Annotated in this window: 21 protein-coding genes and 1 tRNA gene; 12 read left to right on the forward strand and 10 right to left on the reverse strand. The window is 66.0% G+C overall.

Annotated features, from left to right (window positions below):
* Positions 1 to 109: 109 nt before the first annotated feature.
* Positions 110 to 1,498: a short-chain fatty acyl-CoA regulator family protein gene (locus L8G49_RS17490; protein ID WP_242187009.1), complete on the reverse strand. Its 1,389-nt coding sequence runs from the start codon at positions 1,496 to 1,498 to the stop codon at positions 110 to 112.
* Between the two features lie 432 nt (positions 1,499 to 1,930).
* A complete protein-coding gene (gene acnA, locus L8G49_RS17495) occupies positions 1,931 to 4,603 on the reverse strand; it encodes an aconitate hydratase AcnA (RefSeq protein ID WP_242187011.1) in 2,673 nt (890 codons plus the stop codon).
* 421 nt (positions 4,604 to 5,024) lie between these two features.
* Here acnA and L8G49_RS17500 point away from each other — a divergent pair, with 421 nt between their 5' ends.
* The 3 genes from L8G49_RS17500 (at position 5,025) to L8G49_RS17510 (ending at position 7,727) form a co-directional block, all read left to right on the forward strand.
* A complete protein-coding gene (locus L8G49_RS17500) occupies positions 5,025 to 5,996 on the forward strand; it encodes a ferritin-like domain-containing protein (protein WP_242187013.1) in 972 nt (323 codons plus the stop codon).
* Positions 5,997 to 6,036: 40 nt separating this feature from the next.
* Positions 6,037 to 7,047, forward strand: coding sequence for a ferritin-like domain-containing protein (locus L8G49_RS17505; RefSeq protein WP_242187015.1), 1,011 nt, complete (start codon positions 6,037 to 6,039; stop codon positions 7,045 to 7,047).
* Between the two features lie 143 nt (positions 7,048 to 7,190).
* Positions 7,191 to 7,727, forward strand: coding sequence for a superoxide dismutase family protein (locus tag L8G49_RS17510; RefSeq protein WP_242187016.1), 537 nt, complete (start codon positions 7,191 to 7,193; stop codon positions 7,725 to 7,727).
* 10 nt (positions 7,728 to 7,737) lie between these two features.
* Here L8G49_RS17510 and L8G49_RS17515 read toward each other — a convergent pair whose 3' ends face one another.
* The 3 genes from L8G49_RS17515 to L8G49_RS17525 form a co-directional block, all read right to left on the reverse strand.
* Positions 7,738 to 8,109 (reverse strand): PilZ domain-containing protein, encoded by a 372-nt coding sequence (locus L8G49_RS17515; protein WP_242187017.1) that lies wholly within the window; start codon positions 8,107 to 8,109, stop codon positions 7,738 to 7,740.
* A gap of 132 nt (positions 8,110 to 8,241) precedes the next feature.
* Positions 8,242 to 9,816, reverse strand: a complete 1,575-nt coding sequence (locus L8G49_RS17520; RefSeq protein WP_242187018.1) for an MFS transporter — start codon at positions 9,814 to 9,816, stop codon at positions 8,242 to 8,244.
* Positions 9,817 to 9,995: 179 nt separating this feature from the next.
* Positions 9,996 to 10,157 (reverse strand): hypothetical protein, encoded by a 162-nt coding sequence (locus tag L8G49_RS17525; protein ID WP_242187019.1) that lies wholly within the window; start codon positions 10,155 to 10,157, stop codon positions 9,996 to 9,998.
* A 388-nt stretch (positions 10,158 to 10,545) separates the two neighbouring features.
* Between L8G49_RS17525 and L8G49_RS17530 the strand changes: the two genes are divergently transcribed.
* The 4 genes from L8G49_RS17530 (at position 10,546) to L8G49_RS17545 (ending at position 13,268) form a co-directional block, all read left to right on the forward strand.
* Positions 10,546 to 11,280 carry a Bax inhibitor-1/YccA family protein gene (locus L8G49_RS17530; RefSeq protein ID WP_242140000.1) on the forward strand — a complete coding sequence of 245 codons (735 nt, stop codon included), beginning with the start codon at positions 10,546 to 10,548 and terminating at the stop codon, positions 11,278 to 11,280.
* A gap of 84 nt (positions 11,281 to 11,364) precedes the next feature.
* Entirely contained in the window at positions 11,365 to 12,144 is a 780-nt protein-coding gene (locus L8G49_RS17535) for a transglutaminase family protein (RefSeq protein WP_242187020.1), read from the forward strand.
* Positions 12,145 to 12,200: 56 nt separating this feature from the next.
* Positions 12,201 to 12,512, forward strand: coding sequence for a hypothetical protein (locus tag L8G49_RS17540; protein ID WP_242139998.1), 312 nt, complete (start codon positions 12,201 to 12,203; stop codon positions 12,510 to 12,512).
* 204 nt (positions 12,513 to 12,716) lie between these two features.
* A complete protein-coding gene (locus L8G49_RS17545) occupies positions 12,717 to 13,268 on the forward strand; it encodes a hypothetical protein (RefSeq protein WP_242187021.1) in 552 nt (183 codons plus the stop codon).
* Positions 13,269 to 13,272: 4 nt separating this feature from the next.
* Here the strand turns inward: L8G49_RS17545 and L8G49_RS17550 are convergent, their stop codons facing one another.
* From L8G49_RS17550 to L8G49_RS17560, 3 genes are all read right to left on the reverse strand, one after another.
* The gene (locus L8G49_RS17550; protein ID WP_242187022.1) at positions 13,273 to 14,028 is read right to left on the reverse strand and encodes an NUDIX domain-containing protein; all 756 of its coding nucleotides are present in this window, start codon (positions 14,026 to 14,028) and stop codon (positions 13,273 to 13,275) included.
* Complete coding sequence (locus tag L8G49_RS17555) at positions 14,025 to 14,873, reverse strand: oxygenase MpaB family protein (protein WP_242187023.1); 849 nt, start codon at positions 14,871 to 14,873, stop codon at positions 14,025 to 14,027. Before L8G49_RS17555 ends, L8G49_RS17550 begins: the two co-directional genes overlap by 4 nt.
* Positions 14,874 to 14,952: 79 nt before the next feature.
* Positions 14,953 to 15,028, reverse strand: a tRNA-Ala gene (locus L8G49_RS17560).
* Positions 15,029 to 15,273: 245 nt separating this feature from the next.
* Here L8G49_RS17560 and L8G49_RS17565 point away from each other — a divergent pair.
* Together L8G49_RS17565 and L8G49_RS17570 are read left to right on the forward strand one after the other, a co-directional pair.
* Positions 15,274 to 16,383, forward strand: coding sequence for a DUF2171 domain-containing protein (locus tag L8G49_RS17565; protein ID WP_242187024.1), 1,110 nt, complete (start codon positions 15,274 to 15,276; stop codon positions 16,381 to 16,383).
* Positions 16,384 to 16,520: 137 nt separating this feature from the next.
* Entirely contained in the window at positions 16,521 to 17,510 is a 990-nt protein-coding gene (locus tag L8G49_RS17570) for an NADP-dependent oxidoreductase (RefSeq protein ID WP_242187025.1), read from the forward strand.
* Between the two features lie 149 nt (positions 17,511 to 17,659).
* On the opposite strand, the gene L8G49_RS17575 is transcribed toward L8G49_RS17570, so the two are convergent.
* The gene (locus L8G49_RS17575) at positions 17,660 to 18,586 is read right to left on the reverse strand and encodes a neutral zinc metallopeptidase (RefSeq protein WP_242139993.1); all 927 of its coding nucleotides are present in this window, start codon (positions 18,584 to 18,586) and stop codon (positions 17,660 to 17,662) included.
* A 162-nt stretch (positions 18,587 to 18,748) separates the two neighbouring features.
* On the opposite strand from L8G49_RS17575, the gene L8G49_RS17580 reads away from it, so the two are divergent.
* The 3 genes from L8G49_RS17580 (at position 18,749) to L8G49_RS17590 (ending at position 21,482) form a co-directional block, all read left to right on the forward strand.
* A complete protein-coding gene (locus L8G49_RS17580) occupies positions 18,749 to 19,909 on the forward strand; it encodes a patatin-like phospholipase family protein (protein ID WP_242187026.1) in 1,161 nt (386 codons plus the stop codon).
* A gap of 28 nt (positions 19,910 to 19,937) precedes the next feature.
* Entirely contained in the window at positions 19,938 to 20,723 is a 786-nt protein-coding gene (locus L8G49_RS17585) for a 3-hydroxybutyrate dehydrogenase (protein ID WP_242187027.1), read from the forward strand.
* 102 nt (positions 20,724 to 20,825) lie between these two features.
* Positions 20,826 to 21,482: a DUF4893 domain-containing protein gene (locus tag L8G49_RS17590; protein WP_242187028.1), complete on the forward strand. Its 657-nt coding sequence runs from the start codon at positions 20,826 to 20,828 to the stop codon at positions 21,480 to 21,482.
* Between the two features lie 54 nt (positions 21,483 to 21,536).
* Here the strand turns inward: L8G49_RS17590 and L8G49_RS17595 are convergent, their stop codons facing one another.
* Positions 21,537 to 22,487 carry a cation diffusion facilitator family transporter gene (locus tag L8G49_RS17595; RefSeq protein WP_242187029.1) on the reverse strand — a complete coding sequence of 317 codons (951 nt, stop codon included), beginning with the start codon at positions 22,485 to 22,487 and terminating at the stop codon, positions 21,537 to 21,539.
* Positions 22,488 to 22,505: the final 18 nt, after the last annotated feature.

Here is a 22,505-nt window from a genome sequence, read left to right on the forward strand (position 1 = left end):
GGTTCGCTTTCTACCGGTATCTTGCCCCTGCATTCGCAAGACTATGCAAAGGCACGGCTTCGCCACGTTTTCGGCGAAAGCGGGATGCAGCGCGCGGCCGCTTGCCGCGTCAGTCGCCGCCGAAGGCGAACCCGCTGACCCCGCGCTCGCGTTCGTTGACGATCAGCGCGCGGCCTGCGGGCGGGAGCGATCGCTGCGGGCATTGCCCGCGTCCGCAGGCGCGACAGCCCAGCCCAATCGGGGTCGCTTCGCCGGTCAGGTCGACCCCGCGCGCGACCGCCAACGATCCTGCATGCGCCGCAGCGACCCCGATCCCGACGACGAACTCCGCCGGCACTGCGCCGTAGCGCCGCCCCTGCGGCGTCACCGTCCGCGCGATCGTCAGCCAGCGGGAGCCATCCTCCAAGGCCACCAGCTGGACCGCCAGTGTCCCCGGCCGATCGAACGCCCCATGCAACCGCCACAAGGGACACCGTGCCTCGGCTTCCGCCAGTGGCGAGCCGCTCGCACCCGAAAATCGCTTCGACGCCTGCCCCGCCCGATCGATCCGGACCAGGAAGAACGGCAATCCGCGCGCGCCGACGCGTTGCAGCGCGGTGAACCGGTGCGCGACCTGTTCGAACCCCGCGCCGAACCGCCGCTGAAGCAGCTCGATGTCATAGCCGGTCGCCTCGCACGCGCGCAGGAAGCGGGCGTAGGGCATCATCAGTGCGGCGGCATAATAATTGGCGAGATGCCGCCGGTACAGTCGCTCTGCCGCGCGATCTGCAAAGCCCGCGCCCTTGGCGAGCGCGTCGATTTCGTCGCGCGCCTCGATCTGCGCAAGCTGGACCGCGACCGCGAAGGTCCGGCTGGCAGGGTCGAGCGTTTCCGACAGCTGCACTTGCCGGGCGTGCAGGTCGGTACGGCGGAGCAGGTCGGGCATGACATCGACCGGCAGGACGCGGATCGTCAGCTGATGCTTGATCCGGAGCCGCTCGGCAATCGCGCCATACAGGTCGCCTGCCCCCATGCGCAGTTCGTCCGCCAGCGCCTCGGCGGCGGCATCGAGATCGGCGAAATGCCCGCGCCACCGTTCGATTTCGCGCCGCACTTCTCCCATCGGGTCGAGCGCGGCGGACTCCTCGCCGCCCCCGCCGACGCCGATCCGGTCGAACGCGCGTGCGAACGCCTCCGCGCCGCCAGGGGCCCCGGCGAGCCATTCCTCGATTTCGTTGCGGTCGATTTCCAGATCGGCGAACATCGGATCCGCCAGCCGGCGCCGCAGCGCCGCCTCCCCGCCGCCCGGCTCCCCGGCCGCCAGCGCGCGGGGATCAAAATCGAACGTCTCGGCAAGCTTGACGAGCAAGGTTGCCGACAAGGGCCGCTGGTTCTTCTCGACCAGGTTGAGGTAGCTCGGCGAGATCGTGAGCACCTCGGCCATGGCGGCTTGGGTCAGGCCGGCGCTGCGTCGCAATCTGCGGACGGCATGCCCTGCAAACAGCTTGCGATCGGCCATGGCACGCTCCTGTAAGTCAAGACTTTACAACCCGACGTACACTTGACCGACGAACGTTACAAGATGACCGTGCGGATCGCCGATCCTGCGGTGCGCCTTCGGATGCTAAGCTCTAGGGACGGCTCAAGAAAGTTTCCTGGGGAGGAAAGGATGCCCGCCACGCGCAAGCGTGGCGGGCATTTCCCGTTTCTGGGGGGTGCCACGCCAGACCTCGTTTGACGCCACCCCGGCGAAGGCCGGGGCCCAGTAGCGAAGGTCGAGGAAGCTAACGCAGCGCGGGAGGATCGATGGCCCACTGCTGGGCCCCGGCCTTCGCCGGGGTAGCGGTCGCGTTGAGAACGGTCTTACCTGGCACACGCAAAAAAGGGGCAGGTTTCCCCGCCCCTTCTTTATTTCCATAGAACCGGCGGGCCGAAGCCCGCCCGCCCCCGCTTACGCCGCCAGCTTGCGCAGCACGTACTGCAGGATGCCGCCGTTGAGGAAATATTCCAGCTCGTTGACGGTATCGATCCGGCAGCGCGTCATGAACGTCTCTACCGTGCCGTCGGCGCGGGTCATCGTCACTTCGACGTCCTGACGCGGACGGATTTCCGAGACCTTCATGATCGTGAAGCTCTCCGACCCGTCGAGGTTGAGCGTCTTGCGGTCGATGCCCTCGGCGAACTGCAGCGGCAGCACGCCCATGCCGACGAGGTTCGAGCGATGGATCCGCTCGAAGCTCTCGGTGATGACGACGCGGACGCCGAGCAGGTTGGTGCCCTTCGCGGCCCAGTCACGCGACGAGCCGGTGCCATATTCCTTGCCCGCGATGACGATCATCGGAACGCCATCCGCCTTGAAGCGCATCGCCGCGTCGTAGATCGGCATCGTCTCGCCCTTGTACGAGGACATGCCGCCCTCGACGCCCGGGACCATCTCGTTCTTGATGCGGATGTTGGCGAAGGTGCCGCGGACCATGACATTGTCGTTGCCACGCCGCGCGCCATAAGAATTGAAGTCGGCGCGCGAAACCTGCCGCTCCATCAGCCACGCACCTGCCGGGCTGTCCGCCTTGATCGAGCCGGCCGGCGAAATGTGGTCGGTCGTGATCGAATCCCCGAGGATCGCGAGCGGACGCGCCTCGACGATGTCCTGCACGGGTGCCGGGGTCATCGACATGCCCTCGAAATACGGCGGGTTGGCGATGTAGGTCGAGCTCGCGGGCCACGCATAGGTGTCCGACCCTTCGATCTCGATCGCCTGCCACTTGGCATCGCCCTTGAACACGCTGGCATAGCGCGACTGGAACATGCCGCGATCGATGTTCGCGTCCATCACTTCGCGGACTTCGGCGTTGGTCGGCCAGATGTCCTTGAGATAGACGTCATGGCCGTCGGTCGCCTGGCCGATCGGGGTGGTGGTGAAGTCCTCGGTCACCGTGCCCTTGAGCGCATAGGCGACGACCAGCGGCGGCGACGCGAGGAAGTTCGCGCGCACGTCGGGCGAGACGCGGCCTTCGAAGTTGCGGTTGCCCGACAGGACCGAGGCGGCGACGATGTCGTTGCCGTTGATCGCCGCCGAAATCGCCGGGGCGAGCGGCCCCGAGTTGCCGATGCAGGTGGTGCAGCCATAGCCGACGAGGTTGAAGCCGACCGCGTTGAGATCGGTCGTGAGCCCTGCCTTGTCGAGATAGTCGGTCACGACCTGCGAGCCCGGCGCAAGCGAGGTCTTGACCCACGGCTTGGGCTTGAGGCCCAGCGCGTTCGCCTTGCGCGCGACCAGACCCGCGGCGACCAGCACCGACGGGTTGGAGGTGTTGGTGCAGCTCGTGATCGCCGCGATCACGACGTCGCCGTCGCCGATGTCATGGTCACGGCCTTCGACCGGGACGCGCTTGGCGGTCGAGTGGTGATAGACCTTGGCGAGATCGGCGTTGAACGTGTCGTCGACCTCGGTGAGGATGACCTTGTCCTGCGGGCGCTTCGGTCCGGCGAGCGACGGCACGACATTCGCCATGTCGAGGCCGAGCGTGTCGGTGAACACGGGATCGGGCGCATCCGCCAGACGCCACATCCCCTGTGCCTTGGCATAGGCCTCGGTCAGCGCGATCTGCTCCTCGCTGCGGCCGGTCAGGCGCATGTAATCGAGCGTGGCGTCGTCGACCGGGAAGAAACCGCAGGTCGCGCCATATTCGGGCGCCATGTTGGCGATCGTCGCGCGATCCGCGAGGCTGAGCGCGTCGAGGCCCGGGCCGTAGAATTCGACGAACCGGCCGACGACGCCGCGCGCGCGCAGCATCTGGGTGACGGTGAGCACGAGATCGGTCGCGGTGATGCCCTCGGCGAGCTCGCCGGTCAGCTTGAAGCCGACGACTTCAGGGATCAGCATCGAGACCGGCTGCCCGAGCATCGCGGCCTCAGCCTCGATCCCGCCGACGCCCCAGCCGAGCACGCCGAGGCCGTTGACCATCGTGGTGTGGCTGTCGGTGCCGACGCAGGTGTCGGGGTATGCGATCGTCTTGCCGTCGGGCGCGGTCGAGGACCACACCGCCTGCGCGATGTTCTCGAGATTGACCTGGTGGCAGATGCCGGTGCCGGGGGGGACGACCTTGAAATTGTCGAGCGCCTTCGAGCCCCACTTGAGGAACTCGTAGCGTTCGTTGTTGCGGCTGTACTCGAGCTCGACGTTATCCTCGAACGCCTGCGGCGTGCCGAATTCGTCGACCATCACCGAGTGATCGATCACGAGGTGGACCGGAACGAGCGGGTTGATCTTGACCGCGTCGCCGCCGAGCTTGGTGATCGCATCGCGCATCGCCGCGAGATCGACCACGCACGGCACGCCCGTGAAATCCTGCATCAGCACGCGCGCGGGGCGATACTGGACTTCGCGGTCGGACTTGCGCTCCTGCTGCCAGTCGATGATCGCCTGGAGATCCTCGGTGGTGACGGTGACGCCATCCTCGAAACGGAGAAGGTTCTCGAGCAGCACCTTCATCGAGAACGGCAGGCGGCTGATGTCGCCCAGCTTCTCGGCGGCGGTGGCGAGGCTGAAATAGTCATACGAGGTACCACCGACGTCGAGCGTGGTGCGCGTGCCGAGTGTGTCCTGGCCAATGGCGGTCATGTGCAGCGGGTCCTTCCCTTTGCGTCGGGCCGCGGCGGGGAGGCGGAACCGGGGGGCTCCGCGCGGGCGCGACCGACTGTGCGAATGCAAGAGTCGAGGGAGCCCTTAGCAAGGGGGCATCGCCGGGGAAAGGGCACGTCTGCCAATCGCGCTTCGGGCACGAACAAGCGTAATTGATGAGGGCCCGTTCACGACATTTCATGAAACCGAATGGGATCGATACGAATTATTGTGACGGACTGCATCCCTGCGGAAACGCCGCGCGTAGCTGTGCCACAGCGGTAAAAGTCGCGGCCGTCGGTCGCGAACCGACCCGCCGTGCGCCTGCCAAAAGTACGTTTTATTATTGTTTATCAATGACATGGAACCGACTCCAGGCGGGCGAGTTGGCGCTTTACCATCCACAGGGAGGTCTAGTTCGATGACCGACGACGTTAACCAGCAACTCATCGAAGCATTCGACCGGCGCGTAGAACGCCGCAACGAACGCCGTGAGTTCTTCAAGAATGCATTCGGTGCCGCCGCGATCGCGGGTGCCGGTATGAGCGCGCTTGCCATCGGCCAACGCGCCGACGCGCAGACCGCACCGACTGACGCAGACGTCCTCAACTTCGCGCTCAACCTCGAATATCTCGAAGCGCAATTCTACAATTACGCGGTCAACGGGACCGGCCTTGCGGCAAACCTGCTGACCGGCACGGGAACGCAGGGCGCGGTCACCGGCGGTCAGAAGGCCAATCTGTCCGATCCGCTGGTCATCGCCTATGCCAAGGAAATCGCGCAGGACGAAGTCGCGCACGTGACGTTCCTCCGCAGCCAGCTGATGACATCGGCCGTGGCACAACCCGCCATCAACATTGCGGGCGGCCCCGGCGGCGCGTTCAGCACGGCCGCCGTTGCAGCCGGCCTGTCCGCCAACTTCAACCCCTATGCCGACGACAACAGCTTCCTGCTCGGCGCGTTCATCTTCGAGGACGTGGGGGTGACGGCCTACAAGGGCGCCGCAACGCTGATCACCAACAAGACCTACCTCGAGGCAGCTGCCGGCATCCTGGCCGTCGAGGCCTATCACGCCGGTCTCGTGCGGACCTCGCTCTATGCGCGCGGCGTACAGACGCCCACGCTGCGGACATCGGCAGATTCGATCTCCAATGCCCGTGATTCGCTCGACGGGTCCTCGGACGACGACCAGGGCATTTCGCCAACGACGATCAACGGCTCGCTCGCGTCCAATATCGTACCGCTCGACGGCAATGGCCTCGCCTACAGCCGGACGACGGGTCAGGTCCTGAACATCGTGTACCTGAACACGACGAACGCCGGTGTCGGCATGGGCGGATTTTTCCCCGCCGGCGTCAATGGCACCATCAAGACGAGCACCGTGACCGCCTAAGCGCGTCAATGCCTCTCGATCCCTTCAGGGAGAATTCGACATGAACGATCAAGACATGCTCACACAGGTTCTGGAGGCGAGCGATCGCCGCCGGGACGAACGTCGCAGCTTCCTTCGCGCGGCCGGCCAGGCCTCGATCGCGGCCGGCGGCCTGTCGCTGCTGGCGGCGTGCGGCGGCAACAACAATACGACGCCCACTCCCACGCCGACGCCCACCCCGACCCCGACGGGCACCACCGCGGCGACCGACGCGGACATCCTGAACTTCGCGCTCAACCTCGAATATCTCGAGGCGCAATTCTACTCCTACGCCGTCTACGGAACCGGTCTTCCGGCCTCGCAGCTGTCGGGCGTGGGAACGCAGGGCGCGGTCACCGGCGGCAAGCAGGTGACCTTTACCGATCCGGTGGTTGCGCAATATGCGCGGGAAATCGCATCCGACGAGATCGCACACGTCGCGTTCCTGCGAACCGCGCTGGGATCGGCGGCCGTTGCAATGCCCGCCATCAATATCGACGGCAGCGCAACGGGCGCGTTCACGGCCGCGGCGCGCGCGGCTGGCGTCGTGTCGGCAACGGGGACGTTCGACCCCTATGCCAATGACAACAACTTCCTGCTCGGCGCGTTCATCTTCGAGGACGTCGGCGTCAGTGCCTATAAGGGCGCGGCACCGTTGCTGACCAGCAAGACGTATCTGGACGCAGCAGCGGGTATCCTCGCGGCGGAAGCCTATCACGCCGGGCTGGTGCGCACGGTGTTGTATGCCAAGGGCCTTGCCGGCGGCACTGGAACGGGGTCGCTGTTCGACACGGTCCGCCTGATCAGCGACGCGCGCGACAGCCTCGATGGCACGACCGACGACGATCAGGGCATTGCCGGCGCGGATTCGACGATCTCGAATATCGTCCCGACCGATGCCAGTGGCATCGCATACAGCCGGTCCGCAGCGAACGTCCTCAACATCGTCTACCTCACCAAGTCGGCGACCGTCGGGGGCGGCTTCTTCCCGAACGGCGTCAACGGCTTCATCAAGACGAGCAACGCCAACTAAACCGACGCCATCTGTACGGGGCCGCGCGGCGTGAGTCGCGCGGCCCTTTTTTTTGGCTGTGTTTTGAGGACCACGCCGGGGTATGGTTGTCGCGCGCTGCGTTAAGGCGCACCCCGGCACCGACACAAAGCAGGAGATTCCCGATGCGCGTACGGATCCTCGCGGCAGCGACCTTGGCCACGCTCGGCCTGGCCGCATGCGACAGGAACGAGCTGAAGACCGGTACGCCGATGGCGAACGGGGCCCATGCGGTCGCGATGCTGCGCACGCCCGACGGCGCCGATGTCGGTCGCGCAACGGCTACCGAGGTCGGCGGCGGACTTCGCCTCACGCTCGACGTCCGCAACATGCCACCGGGCACGCACGGCGCGCACGTCCACGCCGTGGGCCATTGCGACGCCCCGGATTTCGCGACGGCCGGCGGCCATTGGAACCCCACGGCGGCAAAACACGGGTCGATGAACCCGCAGGGTCCGCATGAAGGCGACCTGCCCAACCTGATCGTCGGCTCGAACGGGCGTGGCACGATCGGCATCGTTCTGCCCGGCGCGACGATGGCCGGGTTGCTCGACGCGGACGGCTCGGCATTGGTGGTCCATGCAAACCCGGACGACCTGATGACCGATCCCTCGGGCAACAGCGGTGGTCGCATCGCCTGCGGGGTCTTCGGCGCAAGCTGATCCGATCGGGTCAGGGGAGCCGGAACATCCCGATCTCGGGAAGCGCGGGGGTAAAGCCGTAGATCGCGACCAGCGCGTCGAGCAATGTCTGGTCGATCGGTCGCTCGAACGCGCAGCCGGCGGTGAAATCGTCCGCCCACACGATCCGTGCCCGCCGGGGCGGCTGGCTGGGCAACCGGAGCATGATGACGCTGTGCGGCACGAGCGGCTGAAAGGTCTTCAGACGCGCGCCGGACGTCGACAGGTCGGAAATGCGGCAAAGGCTGCGCGCGCCCAGATCCCCTACCCTGCCGGGCATGGTGACGTCGGAGCGATCGGCCTTGCGCGTGCTCCGGACGGTGCCCGCATGTCCGGGAAGCGTGACGATCTCAGCCGAAAACATGAATACTCTCCGCAGTTGGTCCGCCGCGAGAGTAATGTCCGAAAGGCTTTCCGAAGGGTTTGCGCAGACCCACCCCGAACGGCGGCCCCCTCATCTCTTGGGATGAAATGGCCGCCCGGTCATCCCTAAGGATCAGATCGTTTCGCCGGCGACGCGCGCCCAGGCCTCGCGCTGGGCCTCGGCGCGGGGGACCAGGCGATAGGCAGCAATCCCTGCTGCGATCGTGATCGGCGCGGCGCACAGCAGCGACAGCACCCCGATCGACAGGCTGCCTGACAGCGTCGAGATGCGCCCCGCGAGATAGGGGCCCATCGCCAGTCCGAGCAACGTCGTTCCGATGAAGAACGTCCCCGTCGCGGTCCCGCGCATCCGGGGCAGCACGAGGTCCTGCATCGTCGCCCCCGCCGCGCCGAGCGCGGTGCTGGCGCAGATGCTGGCGATGAAGAAACACGGATAGAAGACCATTGTGGTCGTCGCGGTGAAAGCCAGGATGACAAAGGGGATCGGCACCGTCGCACCGAACAGCACGACGAGCACCCGGCCCGCGGGATTGCCCCTGCGCAACCGATCGGCGGCGAGCCCGCCGAGCATCACGCCGAGAAACCCGGCGAGCGCCCCGGTCGAGCCGACGAACAGGCCCGCGACGGCCGGCGTCTCGCCGAGCGTCCGCAGCACGAACGGTGCCGCCCAGAAGCTGATGGCGTAGGATATGAAGGCGTTCAGCCCATAGGCAACGACGATGCACAGGAATGCCGGATTGCCGACGATCAAGCGATAGGTCGGCGGGTCCCGGCGCTTCAACGCCGCCGCCCAGGAGAAGACGGCGTAGACGCCGATCCCGATCGCGATCCACTGCGGCCATGGTTCCCCGATCGCGTGCAACCCCAGCACGCCGGCGACCACGATCCCCAGTGCCAAGATATTGACCAGAAACGTCTGCAGCCCGCCCCGGGCAGCGCCGATCAGCGTGAACGGCGGCAGGATCGTCAACAGCTCGGCGAGGAACGCGTTGAACGGTGCGGGATGCCGTTCGGGCTGCGGCAGTCCCTCGACTGCCCCGCGGATCGGTTCCCGCAGGGTTGCGACGACCAGCGCGAGGATCAGGCCCGGCACGCCGACCAGCATGAAGGCGGCCTGCCAGCCATGGAGCCCGAAGGGTCCGCCGCTCGGATAGGCGTGATTCCATCGCTGGACGATCAGTCCGCCAATCCCGAGCGATAGCCCGCCCCCGACGTACAGCCCCGACGAATAGATCGCGAGCGCCGTGGCGCGCAGACGTTTGGGAAAATAGTCCGAGATCAGCGAGTAAGCCGAGGGGCTTGCGGTGGCTTCGCCTACGCCTACGCCGATCCGCGCCCCGGCCAGCCCGCCGCCGCTCTGCGCCAACCCCGAAGCCGCGGTCATCGCAGACCATAACGCCAGGCCGACCGTCATCAGCCGGACTCGATGCCACGTATCGGCAAGCCGCCCGAGCGGAATGCCAAACAGCGAATAGAACACGCCGAACGCCGTACCGTAGAGAAAGCCGAGATCCTCATCTTTCAAATGCAGATCGCGCTTAATGTCCTCGGCAAGGATCGAGATGATCTGCCGATCGACGAAATTCAGGACGTAAACGAGGAAGAGGATCCCCAACACCAGCCAGGCGTACCGCGATACGCGCACAGTTTCGGACGCATCGGCCGTGGCCGCGCCGGTGGTCGTCATGCTGGATCCTCTCGGTCTTTTCTGTTCTTGCGCCAGGACTAGCAGAGCATACCGAGATTACGAAAGCGATTTTAAATGAACGTCCGCCGCGGTGCTGCCGCCGCGGTGGCGCGGTACGGTCGCCGGGCGTTGCATAGCGGGATGCGTCCCGCCGGAGATCCGCGCGATCGGCAAGATCTTTACAGATCGTTCTCGTGGTCGGTCGCCCGGTCGGAGTCTCTTACGGCAATAGTGACATAATGCGTCCGCCGCCGCCGCGAACGCTTGTTCCGCTTCAGCAGGAAGCTGCACAGGCCGATGCCCAGACCGACCACCAGAATCACGAAGACTGCCAACAGCATTCGAGCATTCCTATCGCCCGGTTTGGCGCGTCCTAACATGAATCATGTATAACTTCCTAATCAACAGTTAGACATTATGCATCGTCATCAACTTGACTTCATTGTGTCATCAGAGCCGGCAGATCATGACGGTGTTGTGACAGAGAATATGTTCGCCGCACCGTGATCGATCACCGTGGGTCCCATATCTTTCGCTTAGCGATTTCATCGCAAGATTATGGTCGAGTGCGATGTCGTCCGCGCGCACGCGCAGGCGGCACGCCGTACGGCCTATTGTGAGACAGTGTTGCTGACCGCCCCGTTGCCCCCGGATTCGCTTGAAATGCGGACGCAGTGCGCCGATATTCAGCGTAACCGGCACACGGCCGGCTGCAAGGAGCTTTTGGTAATGGCAAACTGGTCTGATCCCCGTCCGAACGCTTCCGCGTTCCAGACGGCTGGGACCACCCGCTCGGAGGCGTATGACGCCGGCCTGCGGCGGTACATGCTGTCTGTTTACAACTACATGACGTCGGCGGTTCTGCTGACCGGCATCGTCGCGCTGGGCTTCGTGGCCAGCGGCGCAGCTGCAACGGTGTTCGGCGGCCCCGGCATTCTCAAGTGGGTCATCACGCTCGCGCCGCTCGGCTTCGTCTTCGGGATGAGCTTCGGCCAGAACAGCATGTCGAACAGCACGCTGCAGGCGATGTTCTGGGGCTTCTCGGTCGCGATGGGGCTTTCGCTCTCGACGATCTTCCTGGTCTATAGCCCGGTCGCCATCGCCCAGGCGTTCTTCGCGACGGCTGCGGCCTTTGGTGGTCTCAGCCTCTACGGGTACACGACCAAGCGGGACCTGTCGGCGTTCGGCACGTTCCTGATGATGGGGCTGATCGGCCTGATCGTGGCCAGCCTGCTCAACGTGTTCCTGCATTCGGGCCCGCTGGCGCTGGTGATCAGCTTCGTCGGAGTCCTGCTGTTCGCCGGCCTGACGGCCTACGACACGCAGCGCACCAAGGCGTTGTATGCCCAGGTCGCCGGTACGCAATATGAGCAGCGCGTGACGATCATGTCGGCGCTGAGCCTGTACCTCGACTTCATCAACATGTTCCTGTTCATCCTGCGCCTGTTCGGCAACCGCAACTAAACGCGGTACGGATCCACAGCATCCGGAAGGGCTCGATGGCACGATCCATCGGGCCTTTTTCTTCGTCACAGGCAGAGGACCACCATGCGCATCGCGATCGAGGCCATGCTCGACTATACCATCGACGGGGCCGCAGATGTGCTGCTGCTGATCGAGGCGGCAAAACAGCCCGACCAGCACCTCGAATTGCAGGACCTGCGCGTCTACTCGCCCGAACCGTTGCGGGCGGTCCCTGGTGAAGACGGCATCGGCCAACGCTGCTGGGCGCGCGGCGAAGGAGCGTTTCGCGCGGACTATCGCGCGATCGTCCGGATCGATCGGCCGGCCGTGGATTTCAGGACGCTCGGCCCCACCCCGCCGCGCGCCATGCCGCCCGAGACGATCCCGTATCTGCTGCCCAGCCGCTATTGTGAATCGGATCGGCTGGAGGGGTTTGTCGAGCAGCAGTTCGGCGGGTTGCAGGGCGGCCCGCTCGCCGCCGCGCTGGTCGAATGGGTGGCGGGGCATCTGCGCTACGAATGCGGCACGTCGAACGGCACCACCACCGCGATGATGACCTTCGCGGAGCGGCACGGCGTGTGTCGCGACTATGCGCACCTGCTCGTAGCACTCGCCCGCGCGGGCGGCATCCCGGCGCGTTGCGTTTCGGCCTATGCCCCCGGCGTGGATCCGCCCGACTTCCACGCGGTCGCGGAAGTGTGGCTGGGGGACCGGTGGCATCTGGTCGACGCCACCCGCATGGCAAGCTGTTCGGACCTCGTCCGCGTCGCGGTGGGCCGCGATGCGACCGACATTGCGTTCATGACCGTCTTCGGTCGCGCGACCTTCGTCGCCCAGCGCGTATCGGTGACGCGGCTGCCCTGACGGAACAGGCTTGCGGGTCGGGTCGTTCTATGGCCCTAACGATCAGGAGAGCTACGATGAACGATGACCCCAAGCTGATCGACGAAAAGGCGTTGGACAGCCTTTCGGTCGCTCCTGGCGATCCCGAGGACGATGCAACGGGCCACATCCAGCATCCCAAGCAGGATGCCGGTCAGGACCAGTCCATCGCGCAGCGCCTCGAGCGCAACCCCACCAGCCCCGACGCGGCGCTGGACAATGCGTTGGACGAGTCGATGGATGCGTCGGATCCACCCGCCTCGACGCGTCCAGGCGAGAATAGCGAGCCCCCGAAATCGTCCGGCTACGATCCCGAAGCGGAAGCGAAGCTGGCGACGGACAAGCGTTAACCATCCACCGCCCGCGCAACTTCCGTTGCGCGGGCGCAACGCTAGCGGATATTTTCGAAGGTTTTAAACGCTTGATCGCAATGCATGTTGCGTCGCAACACAACCTATGGTCGCTTGGTGGCGCAGAAAGCGATCGGCGTTAACCACGGGGTAATCCGGTAAGCGCATGGTCGTCCGACTGCACCCTTAGCAGCGGAGTGGCACATGGGTTTCCGGATGAAAGCGGCCAACGGCACGATGACCCTGGCGGAGATGAAGGAATTCGCGGGGTTTGCAGCGGCAACCCAGCGCTATATCCGCCGTTCACTCGACATCGGCCTCGACCGCGAGGACGCCATGCTGCGCTGGTCCCGCGATGTGATCGAAGCGGCAAGCATTCGCGCCCAGGCGCGGCTATACGCACGCCTGCCCGATATCCGCGCCACGATGCCCGATGGCGGCGGGCTGGAGTCGCTGGAACCGTTTCTTGCGCCCCTGTTGACCGTGTCTGCCTTCGACCTGGGCCAGGGACGGCTTACGACATTCGCGGCCTATCGCTTCCTGTACGAGCGACTGGTCGGCGCGGAAGTCAGGCCGTGGTTGCCCGCCGCCTTCTGCTCGGCCGCCGCCTTGCCGCATCTCCACCCCGACCTGCGGCGCACGTTGCTGCAATCGATCAGCGAAGCCGCGGCGACCGCGTCGGGATGGTCCAATCGCCAGCCAGGCTTCTTCCCCCATTGGGTCGAGAAGGTCGAAGCGACCGCGCTGCCCAACTGAGCGGCTATCCGCGGACCGCATCCTCCATCGGTTCGGCGGTCACGGGATAGCCGAGATCGGTCGGGATACAGAGATGCGGCATGCCGTCGCGATCCTCGACCCATGGCGTGACCGTTCGCATCGGGCGATCGGCCGTGTCCGCCACGGCGGCCCGAAAGCTGTCGAATTGGGCGAGACGCTCGAGGTTGCGACGGGTCGGGAAGATGATCTTGGCGGCCCCGGAATCGGCAAGGTCGAGCACGGCCTGCGCGGTCGCCCAGAAGACGCGGACATTCTCGGTATCGTCGACCACCGGGTCGGGCGCCTCGGCGGGAACTTCGGCGAGGAAGAACCGCGTGTCGAAAATGCGGGCGGGAGCATGCGACGGGCACCACCGCGCGAACGGCACCAGCCCGTCGATCGCCAGCACGGCCTGCGCGGCAACGAGGGCATCCCCGAAACCCACGCCGCCATGCAACGCCGCTCGCAGCCCTGCCAGACGATCGGCATCGATCGCCTGGAGGCCGATCGCCAGCCCAACCTCCTCCAGCGTCTCGCGGATCGCGGCAATGCGCGCGGCGCTTTCGTCGGGGTCGCCGTCGAACGTTGCCGCCAGCGCGTGGTCGCCGGGATCGACCCGCCCGCCGGGAAACACCAGCGCACCGCCGGCGAACGCCATCGTCCTCGACCGTTCGACGAACAACAGTTCGGGGGCGCCACCGCCGCTGCGAAACAGCACCAGCGTCGCGGCAGGAATCGGCGACGGGGGCGGCGTCGTCATCCCCGGAACGCCCACCGCAGCGTGCTGGCGACCCCGAACGTCCCCGCACGCAGCAGCGGCACGCCAAGTCCGGGTCGCTCCAGTCCGTGCATCGTCCGTGCCCAGCCCGGCAACAGGTCGATCGCCGCCTGCATGGTGATCGTCTGGAACGGGCGTGCTGCCAGCGAGGGCGCCGGCTGCCGCAACAGGACCGTCGCGACGTCGCGCGTTCGCGCATCGACCTTCAGTTGCGGCCGCATCGCGGCCTGCAAGGCCTCGGCCTCCGCCCGCGTCCGGGGGATCGCTTCCACCCCGAGCGGCTCGGCAATGCGCGCCATTTCGGCGACATAGCGATCCTGGTCGGCACGGCTCATGCCCGGTTCGCCGTAACGGATCCAGCCATCCAGAAAGCTCAGCACCTCGCTGACATGGACCCAGGCGAGCAGCGCGGGATCGCTGGCACGGTAGGACGTTCCGTCCGGCAGGGTGCCGCCGATATGGTCATGGATGCGGCGCACCTTGGCGAGCAACGCTCGGGCATCATCGGGTGCGCCATAGGTCGTCACCGCAATGAACCGCGCGGTGCGGCGCAGCCGGCCCTGCATGTCGTCCCGAAACCCCGAGTGATCCCATACGCCGGCGAGTACCGATGGGTGCAACATCTGCAACAGCAGCGCCGCGATACCCCCGACCAGCATCGAGGTCACGTCCCCGTGCACGCGCCAGGCAACAGAATCTGGAGGAAACAGGGCGTCATCACGCCGCTGGACGGGTCGTTCGCCCCGCGCCTGATCGTTGAACAACGCCCGCACCTGACCGACGATCATGCCTTTCAGCGGGCGGGACAGGCGGTCGGCGGGAGACATCGGTGGCATTGTGCATCAACGATACGGAAGCGACTAGGCTCCGCGCCGTGAAAGGATGCGCGTGGCGACGGGCTTGGCGTGGTGGAGCTGAGCGGAATCGAACCGCTGGCCTCTGCAGTGCGATTGCAGCGCTCTCCCATCTGAGCTACAGCCCCGCACCACGCCCCGGCCGGTCGTTCGGCGGGACTGCCGCCTTAACGCTGCTTTTCGCCGCTGGCAATGGGCCGCCTTCACCAACCCGCCTGCCGCGCCCCCCGCATCCGCCAGCGGTGTCGACGACGCGCCTCGAATGTGCGTTAGACCACGGAACCGAGCCGCTTTTTCCCGAGTTTTGACAGCTGCCACTGCGACGCGCCGAACGACGCGCCATTTGGCACCCTTGTCTCAGGAGGACGCTATCATGGCTTATGAACGCTATCCCCGGTCGAACGACGACCGACATGACAACCGTGACCAGTATCAGGACTATGGGCAGAGCCCTTATGGCGATCGCGATCGGTACGGGCGGGACCCGCGCGGCGCGGATCGCCAGCAGAATTACGGGTCGGACAGCGACTCGCGGTCGACCTCTTACGGGTATGGCGGCGGCCAGAACCGCGACCGTGGCGGCTACCAGGATCAGGGCGGCAATGATCGCTATGAGTCCCGCGGCGGCTACGGCAACCGTTCCTACGGTGGCGGCGCCTATGGCGACGGCGGCCATGGCGACCGGTTCCAGGGGCGCGCCCAGGGGCGGGAAGATTACGGTCGACCCGACATGTACGGCAATCGTGACTCCAATCGTGCCTATGGGAAACCGCAGGACCAGCAGCGCCACGGTTCGCAGGGCCAGGGCCAGCCGGGCTATGGCCGCCAGCCCCAGGGCTATGATTACGACGACCGCGGATTCTTCGACCGGGCGGGCGACGAGGTCCGGTCTTGGTTCGGCGATGATGAGGCGACGCGCCGTCGCGACATGGACGCGCGGTATGACGATCAGCGCTATGGCACCGAGCGGTCCGCCACGGAGCGGTCGGGCAGCGATGACCACTACGGCAGCTGGCGCCGGACGCAGATCGAGGCGCTCGATCGGGACTATGACGAATATCGCCGGGAGAACCGCACGAAGTTCGAGTCCGAGTTCGGTTCATGGCGCACCAATCGCCAGACGCAGCGCCAGTCGCTGGCGCAAGTCACCGAGCATATGGAAGTTCTTGGCTCGGACGGCGCGCATGTCGGCACGGTCGACAAGGTTCGCGGTGACCGGATCCTGTTGACGAAGAATGACGCCGACGCCGGTGGTCGCCACCATTCGATCCCGTCGAGCTGGCTGCAGAGCGTCGCGGACAAGGTCACGATCTCCAAGACGGCTGAGGACGCCAAGGCGCACTGGCGCGACGAGGAACGGAATCAGGCGTTCTTCGGCGACGACGACGCCAAGACCACCGACGCCAAGACTACGGACGCCAAGGGGTCCGACTCGGCCGACGGTCCGCGGACGCTCAATCGGAGCTTCGGCGGGACCTACTGAACGCGTTGCGTTCGCAAAGGAAATTTCGATCGTGACGAGAGCCCCTCCTCCGCTTCGGCGGAGGAGGGGTTTTTTCGTTGCCATCACTCCCCGCCGCGCATACCTCGACTTCGAAACACCTGATGGAGAAAGCGCCAATGCCCCGTTCCTGGACCTTGAAAAGCCGCCCGACCGGCATGCCGCAGCACGGCGATTTCGCCTTGGTCGAGACCGGCTCGCGCGCCTTGAACGACGGCGAAGTGCGGGTCGCGAACCGCTGGCTATCGGTCGACCCGTACATGCGCGGACGGATGAACGACACGAAGTCCTATGTCGCGCCGTTCGCGCTCGGCGAGCCGATGCAGGGTGGCGCGCTCGGCGAGGTTGTCGAGAGCCGTTCCGACGCCATCAAGGTCGGCGACAAGGTCCAGCACATGCTGGGCTGGCGCGATGAAGCGATCCTGCCGGCAAACCAGGTCCAGAAGCTGCCCGATCTCGGCGTGCCCGACCAACAGTTCCTCGGCATGCTCGGCATGCCCGGCATGACGGCCTATTGGGGATTGCTGGACGTGGCGTCGGCCAAGCCGGGCGAGACGGTGTTCGTCTCCGCCGCCGCGGGTGCCGTCGGTTCGACCGTGGTGCAGGTCGCCAAGGCCAAGGGAATGACGGTCATCGGATCGGCCGGGGGTGCCGACAAATGTGCCTGGGTCAAATCCTTGGGTGCGGATCACGTGATCGACTACAAGGGAGACGTGCCCTTGGTGAAGGCGCTGGGCGCCGCCGCCCCGGACGGGATCGACGTGTATTTCGACAATGTCGGCGGCGATCATCTCGATGCGGCACTCGCGCAAGCCCGCGATCAGGCGCGTTTCGCGATCTGCGGCATGATCGACGCGTACAATAGCGGGGCTCCGACGCAACTGCGCTATCTGATGCGGTTGATCGGTGCGCGGATCCGGATGCAGGGGTTCCTAGTTACGCCGTATTTCGCGCGTGCTGCGGACTTTTACGCGGACATGGCGGCGATGGTGAAGAGCGGCGCGCTTACCAGCCAGGATACCGTCCATGATGGCCTGGACGCCACGCCGGATGCGTTTCTCGGCCTGTTCACCGGGGGCAACACGGGGAAGATGCTGGTTCGGCTGTAAGAAGGGGGGCAGGCCCCGGACCAGATCCGGGGCCTCCGCCAAATCCGGGGCTTACCCCCCGGCCTCCCAAAGCGCGTATGCGCCCATTGATTGACGAAAGGGGCACTACCTCCCCAGCCCGGAGCCCCGGGCTGGGTTGCGGTCAGCGCTCAGATCGCGCCGGAGAACGTGTCGCAGGCGTTGGGATCACCGCTTTCCATCCCGGTCCGCAGCCATTTCATGCGCTGCGCCGACGTGCCGTGGGTGAAACTGTCCGGAACGACCCGACCCTGCGATTGCTGCTGAAGCGTGTCGTCGCCGATCGCCTTCGCCGCGGTCATGCCCTCCTCCAGATCGCCCGGATCGAGCCGGTCACGGTTCTGGGCAGCCCATACCCCGGCGTAGCAATCCGCCTGCAGTTCCAGCTTGACCGAGGCCTTGTTGCCCTCGACCTCGTTGCCGCTGCGCTGGATGCTGGAGACCTTGTCCGACGTGCCGAGCAGGTTCTGGATGTGATGGCCGAATTCATGGGCGATCACATAGTCCTGCGCGAAGTCGCCCTTGGCGCCGAAGCGATTGGCCAGTTCCCCGAAGAAGCTCGTGTCGAGATACACACCCTGATCGCGCGGGCAGTAGAACGGCCCCATCGCACTCTGTGCCGCGCCGCAGCCCGAACGGCCGTCACCGCCGTAGAATACGAGCTTGGGCTGCTGGAACGTCTTGCCCTCGCGCTGGAAGATGGCGGCCCACGTCTTGTCGGCCGAGCTGAAGGCGTTACACGCGACCTTGCTCTCGGCATTCAGCGTGCAGCTCGACTTTGCGTCGGTGCCCGCGCGCGCGCTCCCGGCCTGCTGGGTCGGTGCCCCCACCTGACCGCCGCCGCCCCCGCCGAGCATGCCGAGCCCGCCGCCGAAGAACAGCAGCACCGCCAGCAATACCGCCACGCCGCCGCACCCGAACCGGCTGAACACCAGCGGGAGCAGGCCGAACAGCAGACCGCCGCCGCCCCCGCCGCCGAAACCGCCGAAGCCGCTGCCACCGCCCTGCCCGCGCTGGTCCTCGACATTGATGTTGGGATCGAAGTCGTCGAGACGCATGGCGGATGTTTTCCGAGATTCGTTGCCGTTGCGGCATGAATGCGCGGCAGGCCGGCTTGTTGCAAGGGTGCATGCCACGGCGCCGTTTTTGTCCTCGGGCGGAGCGCTTATTCCGTGAAAACGGGCGTTGATCCTGCACTGCAACACGCGCATGTCGTGGCCATGGCAGATACAGAATCGATCAAGCCGAAACGCCGGGCCAAGAGCCTGCCGCTACCCGATTGTGTCGCCCTGGTTCTGCAGGGCGGCGGCGCGCTGGGCAGTTACCAGGCCGGCGTGATCGAGGGATTGGCCTCGAGCGGGATCGAGATCGATTGGGTGTCCGGCATTTCGATCGGTGCGGTCAACGCCGCGATCTTTGCCGGGAACCCGCCGGAGCGGCGCGTCGAGAAGCTGACCGCCTTCTGGGATACGGTCACCAGCGCGTTGCCCAGCTTCCCGATCTTTCCCAACGATCGAGTCCGTGAATTCCTGCACGAATGGTCCGCCGGCACGGTGTTGACCGGGGGTGTTCCCGGCTTCTTCACGCCGCGGCTGATCCCCCCGACGCTGGCGATCCCGGGGACGCCGGAGGCACTGAGTTTCTATGACAGCCATGCGCTGAAGGCGACGCTGGACGGACTGATCGACTGGGATTTGCTCAATGCCGGTCCGGTCCGGCTTTCGGTCGGCGCGGTCGATGTGGAGAATGGCAATTTCGCCTATTTCGACACCACCGAAACACGCATCGACGCCCGCCATATCATGGCATCGGGCGCGCTGCCGCCCGGCCTCCCCCCGATCGAGATCGACGGCCGGTGGTGGTGGGACGGCGGCCTGGTGTCGAACACCCCGCTGACGCACGTGCTCGATCATCAGCAAGGCGCGTTGCTGGCGTTCCAGATCGATCTGTTCCCGGCGGCATCGGAACATCCGCGCACCATCATGGACGTCATGGCGCGCGAGAAGGAAATCCGCTTTTCCAGCCGCACGCGCCAGGTGTCGGACCAGATGATGCGCGTCCGCAAGGATCGCGAGCTGGCGCGGCGGGTGCTGGCGAAGCTGCCCGCAGACCTGCAGGACGACCCCGATGTCGTCGCCCTGACGGCGCGGTCGCATGAGGATCCGGTCAACCTGGTCCATCTGATCCACCGCGCCAATGCCTGGGAGGGCGGCAGCCGCGATTTCGAGTTTTCCGCCCGCACGATGCGCGAGCATTGGAGCGCGGGTCTGGCGGCGGTGGAAGAGACCATGGCGAACGCCCAGCTGATCGCGCAGAATATCGAGACCGGAAAGAGCGCGACCTTCGACCTGACGCAACCGAACCCACCGCGCACGATCTGACCATCCCCCGCCGCAACGGAGACTCCGCATGTTCCTCAAGGGCAAAACCGCCATCGTCACCGGATCGACCTCGGGCATCGGGCTTGCCTATGCGCAGGCGTTTGCGGCGGAGGGCGCGAATGTCGTCATCAACGGCTTCGGCGATGCGGCTGCAATCGAGACCGAGCGCGCCAAGCTGGAAGCGGCCAGTGGCGGCAAGGCGCTGTACGACGCCGCCGACATGACCAAGCCCGAGCAGATCGCGGCCATGGTCAAGCGCTGCCACGACCAGCTCGGCGGCCCGGACATCATCGTCAACAACGCGGGCATCCAGCATGTCGCCCCGATCGAGGATTTCCCCGCCGACAAGTTCGAGGCGATCATCCAGATCAACCTCAATTCCGCCTGGTACATGATGCAGGCAGCGGTGCCGTACATGAAGGCGGCCCGATGGGGCCGGATCATCTCGACCGCGTCGGCGCATTCGCTCGTCGCCAGCCCCAACAAGTCCGCGTACGTGATGGCCAAGCACGGGCTCGCCGGACTGACCAAGACGATCGCGCTGGAAACCGCGACCGACGGCATCACCGTCAATTGCATCTCGCCGGGCTATGTCTGGACCCCGCTGGTCGAGGCGCAGATCCCCGACACCATGAAGGCGCGCGGGATGACGCGCGACGAGGTGCTGAACGACGTGCTGCTCGCCGCACAACCCACCAAGGCGTTCGTCACCGTCGAGCAGGTCGCCGCGCTCGCGCTTTTCCTGTGCCGCGACGAGGCCAAGGCGATCACCGGCGCGAACCTGTCGGTCGATGGCGGATGGACCGCCGCCTGATCCGGCAACACCCCAGGATGGGGCACGGAAGTCCTTGGCTTTGCTGGAATTGCGTGGTTGGTTGCGAAACACCCCGCCGAAGGAATGCCCTGCTATGAGCCCATGCCCGTGAACGGCCCTGCCCGCCTGTCGGGGTTTGTCCTGTGCGCGATCCTGACCGCCTGCGGCGGCCGCGGTGCGAAGGCGGTGGCCGCCCCCGGCCTTTCCGCAGCGGCCGATCGTCAAGGCGACTGGCGACAGGTGGCGACGCCGGCCGACCGGGCGCGATTGCGATCGTGGCGGGGCGCCTGGATCGATGCGCTGGCGCAGGTGCGCGCGGCGGGGCTGATGGCGCAGCTCGACGCGGATCCCGCGCTGTTCGATCCGGATCGCGCGCTGCCCGACCCCGTTCCGCCGTCGGGCGCCTATCGCTGCCGCGTGACCAAGCTGGGCGCCAACGGCACCGCCATGCGCGCGTTAACGGCCTATCCCGTGGTCGACTGCGGGGTAGATGCGACGGGCGGCGTCGTCCGAATGTACAAGATCGGCGGTGGCCAACGTCCGGTCGGCACGCTGTATGAGGATTCCTCCGCGCGTACCGTGTTCCTGGGCACGATGGTGATCGGTGACGAACATCGCGCGTTGCCCTACGGCAAGGACGGCAATCGCGATCTTGCCGGGTACGTCGAGCGGATCGGCACGCGGCGCTGGCGGCTGGTGCTGCCGTCGCCACGGTTTGAATCGCTGCTCGACGTCGTGGAGATCGTGCCGGTGGGCTGACGCCGCGAGCCTGCGGTCCACCGGTTTGCCGCGGCGACGACGTACAGCTTCGCCTCAGGCCGTCGGCGCCCCCGGCAGCACCGCCGCATCCTCGCGCTTTTCCGGCCGGATGTAGATCGATGACAACATCGGCTCGGCCTGTTTCAGCTCGGTCTCGATCCGCTCGATCAGCGTCTCGGCCTCGCCCATCGACAGCGTATCGACGAAGTCCGCACTGATCGCGACGAAGATGCTCTGCGGCGCGGTATGGATCGTGCGGACGTGGTTGACGGCGGTGATTTCCGGTCGGCCGTCGACGATCGCGCGGACCCGCGCCACGATTGCCGGGTCGGCGCCCTCGCCGATCAGCAACCCCTTCGCCTCCCGAGCGAGCAACGCGGCGACCACGCCGAGGGTCAGCCCGATCACGATCGAGGCGATGCCGTCGATCCGGGGATCGTTCAGCGCGTGGCTCAGCCAGACACCCGCGCCCGCGACGATCAGGCCAGCCAGCGCCGCCGAATCCTCGAACAATACGATGAAGCCCGCCGGGTCCTTCGACCGCCGCACCGCCTGCCACCAGCCCCGCCCGCGATTGTCCGCGGCGAAACCGCGCACCGCGAGCACCCACGACGTTCCCTCCAGCGCGAAGGCGACGCCGAGGACGATGTAGTTGACCAGCGGGTCACGCAGCGGCTCGGGTTCCTCGAGATGGACCCACCCCTCGTAGACCGACACGCCAGCGCCCACCCCGAAGATCAGGATCGCGACGACGAAGCTCCAGAAATACAGTTCGCGGCCATAGCCGAACGGATAGGCGACGTCCGGCGGCCGCTTCCCGCGATGCTGGCCATAGAGCAACAGCAACTGGTTGAAGCTGTCGACGACCGAGTGGAACCCCTCGGTCAGCATCGAAGACGAACCGGTGATCGCCGCCGCGACGAACTTCGCGACCGCGATACCGAGATTTGCCGCCAGGGCGGCGAAGATCACCAGATTGGATTCACCTTCTTTGGCTGCGGACATCGTCGAATTCCCTCTTCC

The sequence above is a fragment of the Sphingomonas sp. CARO-RG-8B-R24-01 genome (assembly GCF_022662295.1).
Lineage (GTDB): Bacteria > Pseudomonadota > Alphaproteobacteria > Sphingomonadales > Sphingomonadaceae > Sphingomonas.